Annotated in this window: 7 protein-coding genes; 1 reads left to right on the top strand and 6 read right to left on the bottom strand. The window is 46.5% G+C overall.

Annotated elements, in window-relative coordinates:
• Nucleotides 1-59 precede the first annotated feature (59 nt).
• From AC5I6P_RS28540 to AC5I6P_RS28515, 6 genes are all read right to left on the bottom strand, one after another.
• On the bottom strand, nucleotides 60-1,226 hold the full coding sequence (locus AC5I6P_RS28540; RefSeq protein WP_495697171.1) for a glycosyltransferase: 1,167 nt from the start codon (nucleotides 1,224-1,226) through the stop codon (nucleotides 60-62).
• A 63-nt stretch (nucleotides 1,227-1,289) separates the two neighbouring features.
• Nucleotides 1,290-1,487: a DUF2949 domain-containing protein gene (locus AC5I6P_RS28535; RefSeq protein ID WP_495697170.1), complete on the bottom strand. Its 198-nt coding sequence runs from the start codon at nucleotides 1,485-1,487 to the stop codon at nucleotides 1,290-1,292.
• 435 nt (nucleotides 1,488-1,922) lie between these two features.
• Nucleotides 1,923-2,480 (bottom strand): DUF192 domain-containing protein, encoded by a 558-nt coding sequence (locus tag AC5I6P_RS28530; protein ID WP_495697169.1) that lies wholly within the window; start codon nucleotides 2,478-2,480, stop codon nucleotides 1,923-1,925.
• A complete protein-coding gene (gene nblR / locus AC5I6P_RS28525; RefSeq protein WP_495697168.1) occupies nucleotides 2,480-3,178 on the bottom strand; it encodes a response regulator transcription factor NblR in 699 nt (232 codons plus the stop codon). The genes AC5I6P_RS28530 and nblR overlap by 1 nt, the downstream gene beginning before the upstream one ends.
• A gap of 172 nt (nucleotides 3,179-3,350) precedes the next feature.
• Nucleotides 3,351-4,289 carry an NAD(+) kinase gene (locus tag AC5I6P_RS28520; protein WP_495697167.1) on the bottom strand — a complete coding sequence of 313 codons (939 nt, stop codon included), beginning with the start codon at nucleotides 4,287-4,289 and terminating at the stop codon, nucleotides 3,351-3,353.
• Between the two features lie 116 nt (nucleotides 4,290-4,405).
• The gene (locus AC5I6P_RS28515; protein ID WP_495697166.1) at nucleotides 4,406-5,392 is read right to left on the bottom strand and encodes an SDR family oxidoreductase; all 987 of its coding nucleotides are present in this window, start codon (nucleotides 5,390-5,392) and stop codon (nucleotides 4,406-4,408) included.
• A gap of 336 nt (nucleotides 5,393-5,728) precedes the next feature.
• Here AC5I6P_RS28515 and AC5I6P_RS28510 point away from each other — a divergent pair, with 336 nt between their 5' ends.
• Nucleotides 5,729-6,145, top strand: coding sequence for an ArsR/SmtB family transcription factor (locus tag AC5I6P_RS28510; protein WP_495697165.1), 417 nt, complete (start codon nucleotides 5,729-5,731; stop codon nucleotides 6,143-6,145).
• Nucleotides 6,146-6,206: the final 61 nt, after the last annotated feature.

Raw genomic sequence — 6,206 nt, 5'->3', positions numbered from 1 at the left:
TGGGAGGAAGGAGTTGCCTTTAAAACTTTTGATGCTAAGAGATGCGTACTTTGCTTGAGCTACTTGGCTTGGGAGGAAGGAGTTGCCTTTAAAACTTTTGATGCTAAGAGATGCGTACTTTGCTGATTGATCGTGTCTAAATTAAATCGGAGCTGAGCTTCACGCTGAGCACGCTGAGCGATCGCGTCTGTCTCAGTTAAATTTTGCTGACAATACGCGATCGCATTTGCTAACTCATGTACATCCCCTGGAGTCACTAACCAGCCCGTTTCTCCCGATTCGACCAATTCCAGCGCGCCTCCTGCTTTTGCCGCAATGACGGGCGTTCCACACAACATTGCTTCTACAATGACTCGCCCAAACGGTTCAGCAACGGTTGACGTGTGAACAACTAGATCACACATTTGCATCAGTGCGATGACGTCCGATCGAAAGCCTAGAAAGGTAACGCGATCGCGCAGTCCTAGGTGATCGACTTGGCTCTGTAACTGTTGTACGTAGTCCTGTTCACCAAATAAAGCATCTCCAACAAAAACTGCCACTACGTTCTCTGAGCAGTGGCTCAGTGCCTCTAATAGCACATGCTGACCTTTCCAGGGAGACAACCGGCTGAAATGCCCAATCACAAATTTTTCCTGCAATTCTAAAGTTAATCGGAGAGTTTTAGCTTGGTTGTGATTCTCTTGGTATTGTTGAAGACGAAATCCGTTGTACACAACATGTACAGTTTCAGGATTCCCACCCGCTTCAATCAAGGCTGTTCGACTCGCTTGGGAATTAGCAATGACTAATGTAGCGCGGTTCGCCAAAGCTACCGCTAAGCGTCGATTCGTTGAGCTGAAGTGTTCTAAAGAAAGGATGTCGTGCAAATGATACACCAGTGGGCGACCACTCAAGAGGCTGGCGATCGCGCCAACCACTAGTGCCTTCTGGGTATTAGCGTAAATGAGATCGTATTGATGGCTCAACCGCGCTATCTTTGCAATCAGCGGCGCTAGCTGTCTTACACTTTTAAGCCCAGCCAGCCAACTGCTCTGCTTGCGGACACCAATCGGGGCTTGACTTAATACTTGAACCGCAATCTGGTTCTCTTCTAGCAATCGCCGAAATGCACCGTCCTCAAATAATCCGACAAGGCACTGACCGCGATGGCACATTGCAATATCCAGCAAACACAGTTCTGCACCTCCAGGTTTACCACTTTGGTCAAGAAAAAGAATTTTCACAGCAACGCAGCACAAAATGGGGTTTCAGCTAGCCATCCAAGCGGAATGCCAAATGTCTAGGGTCTAGCCTTCGACAGACTCCAACCAATTGTAAATTCGGTCTAGCTGCTCTAAGGTAATTAGCCCGTACTGCCACAAAATCATAGGTAAAGGACCTGGATTTTGTTCGCGGTATCTTAAGGCAAGCGAAATTGATGCAGTAGACAGTGAAAGTTCGTCTTGTAAAAAGCCAATAAATCTAGAGTGCTTTGCGACAGCCATGGGGCATCACCTCCGTACAGTGGACTATATTGTTGACAATCTAGTTCAAATTCCAGTGAGTGTATGGTTCAGTCTTCAATCTGGACTACCCTACCTCCTGAAATTGGAACAAAATTAATCTGCGAAACGAGTTATGTGGAAATGAACTTATTACAAACGCTTTGGTGATAGCCAAACCTCTTTAAGGCTTGACTAAATATAGGAACACTTTCTAAAAGCGGACTGGCGATTAAGATAATTGCCATATTGAATCTAAACCTCTATCTATAGAGCGATTGTCCCGCTGTTTTTAAGATATGTAACACAATATTACTGTTTATGTAACTTAAACAAAATTTTTAAAGCAGATGCGATCGTAGATCTAGGTTAATGATTTCAGGTTTTGGCAAGATTTCCAAAAAATTTAATATTTGGATTGCTTAGATATGAGAAATATCAGTTTCTAAGAAGTTGATTACGCTCTAGGAACTGTACGGGAATACGATCGCCGACCTTAATATTCAGTTCGCTTGCCCGCCCATCTGCTAACTCAATAACTTGATCAATATCGCCGATCGCAGGCCCATAGGTAGGGCATGGAGCTGATTGACAAGGCTGTACATTAGCCGCAATGTATTTCACGATTCCTTTTCGTAGGAAAACCATGTCTAACGGAATTAGCGTGTTTTTCATCCAAAACTGCGTTGGGCGAGCAGGTTCAAAAATAAACAGCATGCCGCGATTTGCCGCTAAGCTGGTTCGATTCATCAATCCAATTGCTTGCTCTTGCGGAGTTCTTGCAACTTCGAGTTGAATGGATTGTTCAGCAACTTGAATTTGTGCTGTGATCGGCAACATTTGTCCTAAAGCAGTACTTGCCTGTGCAGCGGTCGATGAATTTGGAGGCTGCGACGTTTGAAATAGCGCACATCCAACCAACAAACTTAGTCCTAGCCCAACGAATCCAACTTGATACTTCCGCACAATCTGGCGCACTCGCGATACCTTCACCATTACGATTCTCTTAACACATATCCAACGCCGCGGACCGTCTGAATTAGACGCTTCTCGCCTTCATCCTCGACTTTTAGCCGCAGATAACGGACATAAACTTCTATCACATTCGACTCTCCCACAAAATCGTAGCCCCACACGTTCTCTAAAATCTGTTCACGGGTGAGTACTTCGCGGGGATGCTCCATCAAATATTTGAGCAACTCGAATTCTTTCATTGTTAGATCGATCGTTCGCCCCTTTCGCAACGCTCGACGCGTCGCCAGATCTAACCCCAAATCACCAAATCTTAACTGCTCAGTGCTAGGCGTATCAGGTTTGAGATAAAGCTGAACGAGCTTCAGAAACTCATCACTACGGTAAGGCTTAAGAAAATAATCGTCGGCACCTGCCTCTAAACACGCTACGCGATCGTCAACGGTGTCTCGCGCCATCAGCAATAGCACCGGGACACGCGCACCAGAACTGCGCAGATCTTGGCAAAACGATAACCCCGACTCTCCCGTTGTTAACAAGCGATCGACAACCACTAACGCTGGGTTGCGTTCCATTGCCTGACGCAATCCAGCGTAGGCATCGTGAACCACGATCGTGTCATACCCAGATTCTTTTAGATCGAGACTGACGTGCTGAGCCAGCGATTCATCAGTTTCGACAATCAGTACACAAGGAGTAGATTCGAGAGAAACAATGCTCATACGATTAACCGGAAAATCACAACAGGACGCATCTCGGTTGATCACGCGGCTCGCTTTACTAATGTCTATCTGTTAGATGGAAAACTAGTGACGAGCAATATTCTCCCTTGTTTTAGCACGCATCTCAAAATATTAGTTAAATTCAGCTCATCACCTCCAGATTCAGCCGTTCTTAACAGCTTCGCTCAGATGGCTTTGCAATATCAGACGGCTTTGCAATATGAGGCAGCCCCCATCCCAGCTTTTCTCTAAGCACGTGAAAGAATTCATGCGGTCGTAGTCGAACAAAGCGAACCGGGTAAGGAGCTTTGCCAATACAAACGCGATCGTCAGGTAATACATAGCAGCCGGCATTCCCATCAGCCGTCAAGATCAACCGATTTGGTGCGGCAGGAAACAGAGTGACTAGCTGGTCGTTCGCAAACACTAACGATCGCGATGCTAACGAATGGGGACAAATTGGAACCAAAATGATCACTGGAACTCCAGGTGTAATAACCGGACCTCCTGCTGATAAGGAGTATGCCGTTGACCCTGTTGGAGTTGAGAGAATAATGCCATCTGCTGCAATGTCTACGCGAGTATGCTTACCAATTTCGACTTCAAAGTGACACATACTGGTCAGTGGTTCTCGGTGGAGAACCATCTCATTCAGACACAAAGCTTCCCATAGCAGTGTGTCCTGCCGAAGAATCTGCACCCGAAGCATCGTGCGTTCTTCAATTTCATAATCGCCATTGATTAAGCACTCGATCGCATCGGGCAGCTTGTCGAGCAGAATTTCGGTTAGAAATCCCATGTGCCCTGTATTAACGGCAAGCAGGGGAATCTGGCAGGGAGCTACCTGCCGACAGGCAGACAGAACAGTGCCATCGCCGCCCAGAACGATGGCAAATTTCATATCAGCATCAAACCCAGGCGGCATTAAGCGATCGATGGGCGTATGGCAAACTGGACTCTCTGGAGTTGCATATCCTAAAATACCTCCTGCTCCTGTTGCCAAAACAACGTCCCAGCCGCGAGACCGAAACTTGTCCTCTAACTCCTGAGCCGTCTGACAAGCGAGTGGTTTGTCATCGTTGAAAATAATGCCGACCTTGTGCGGGCGCATACTGAATTTATAGTGAGAGATCGGGGAAGAAAGATAAACTCTGAATGATTGATGAAGTATTCCTTAAGAACTAGATAAGACTGCAAAGCTATTGATTCCTCTGCCTATCGTATTTTCTAAAATCGGGGATACGTCTTTTTCTTCTTGTTCTCTTGTTTTTTCTTGGCCTCTGCCTGGGCAAACTCAACCTCTTTGAGCTTTTTCATAATTCGGCTGAAATAGTCCTGCATGTAAGACTCAAGCGTTGTCATATCCTTGCGATCGAGACCGAAAGTCGCATATACATCATCCATTGGCGCATTGAGAGGCTTCCCCGTCGCTACCACCTCAGTAAAAGCAAGCCGATCTGCGATGTTCCATGTCCACTGAAAGAACCGAGCCACACCCCTGACTCCGCGTAAAACCCCAATTGGCATCCGCGTTACCTTTGCTTCCCTGCCAGACAGCCGCTCACAGAGTTGAATAATTTCTTCGGCTGCCCAAGCGCGAGATCCAACCACTGGAAAGATTTTCCCTTCAGTCTCAGAAACTTTGAGCGCTCGAACCGCAAACTTGGCGATGTCGATCGTATCCATGTACGCCGTTGGAGCAGTGTCACCCATTACCCAAACCGCCTGATTCTCCAGAATTGGAATAGCATACTGACCAATGAGACCTTGCAAAAATCCGCAGGGACGCAAAATCGTGTAGTTCAGCCCACATTGTGCCAAGAATTTTTCAGTACAGGCCTTGATGTCCATCAAGGGAACGTCCGGAAATTTCTCAGCATCGAGAATCGAGAAAAAGATATAGCGCTCGACCCCCGCCGCTTTCGCTGCCTTGATCAGGTTGACTTTGCCGTCCCAGTCTACTTGTCGAATGGTCAGTGAATCGGTTGCTCGTGCGGTTGCAGCATCAATTACAGCTGTCACACCCTCTAGTGCTTTTGGCAGTGAATCAGGGTTACATAGATTTCCCGTTACTAACTCCGCACCCCATTCCTTTAGAAATGTCGCCTTCTTTGGACTGCGAACTAAACAGCGAACTTCGTATCCCTCGTCTAGGGCGCGACGAGTCACCTGTCTGCCAAGAGTGCCGGTAGCACCCACAATCAATACGCTCATGAGGGGTTTGGTGACAAATTGTAAACTTTTCGTCAAATTTTATCAGAAATCTCGACCTAAAGTAAAAAATTTGATGTTCAAAGATGAGATTTATGATTAATGCTTCTCATCCTAACGTAGATGGATCAAGCTAACATAGCCCGCGATTACTGGTGAAGCACGGGTTTGAATAAGGTCAAGACGATTGGAGCAAAGTTAAATAGTCTAAACTAAAAATTAGGACTTGGGTTCAGTCCGTTTTGGAAAAGGCGTACGCTACGCTGGAGACGGTCTTGCTCTCTAAGCGGTGTGATGCTTTGAAAAGCTGCACAGCTACTACTGCCAATATTTTTTGCTATGTCGAACTCAAATTCGCTTTCCGCCCAGCCGCCCGACAGTGTGCCTTCACCGCTAGCAGAACCATTAAATTGCACTGTTCAACATCCAGTTAATCTAGGCAATGTCCGTCATTTGCAGCAGAAAATACTCGACTTGAATAAGGCGCAACAAATGGCAGAGTTCTTTAGTTTACTGGGCGATACGAATCGGTTAAGAATTCTGTCTATGCTGGCAGTTCAGGAGTTATGCGTTTGTGACCTTGCAGCGGCAGTAGAAATGAGCGAGTCGGCTGTTTCGCACCAGCTTCGCGCGCTGCGGGCAATGCGTTTAGTGGGATATCGCAAGCAAGGGCGCAATGTCTTCTATTCCCTCAAAGATCATCATGTGTTTAATTTGTATCGCGAGGTAGCTGAACACTTAGATGAAGAGGATTAAATAGGAAAAAGGGAAAGGGCAGATCCTGAGAGTGCAGTTTTCCTTTTTCCTTTGCCTTTGC

The organism is Myxacorys sp., from assembly GCF_059501405.1.
This window is presented reverse-complemented; position numbering and strand designations above follow the sequence as displayed.

What these genes read in the sequence shown, in the direction of transcription:
- AC5I6P_RS28535 (WP_495697170.1), bottom strand. Translation starts at nt 1,487, where the DNA reads ATGGCTGTCGCAAAGCACTCTAGATTTATTGGCTTTTTACAAGACGAA.
- AC5I6P_RS28530 (WP_495697169.1), bottom strand. Translation starts at nt 2,480, where the DNA reads ATGGTGAAGGTATCGCGAGTGCGCCAGATTGTGCGGAAGTATCAAGTT.
- nblR (WP_495697168.1), bottom strand. Translation starts at nt 3,178, where the DNA reads ATGAGCATTGTTTCTCTCGAATCTACTCCTTGTGTACTGATTGTCGAA.
- AC5I6P_RS28520 (WP_495697167.1), bottom strand. Translation starts at nt 4,289, where the DNA reads ATGCGCCCGCACAAGGTCGGCATTATTTTCAACGATGACAAACCACTC.
- AC5I6P_RS28515 (WP_495697166.1), bottom strand. Translation starts at nt 5,392, where the DNA reads ATGAGCGTATTGATTGTGGGTGCTACCGGCACTCTTGGCAGACAGGTG.
- AC5I6P_RS28510 (WP_495697165.1), top strand. Translation starts at nt 5,729, where the DNA reads ATGTCGAACTCAAATTCGCTTTCCGCCCAGCCGCCCGACAGTGTGCCT.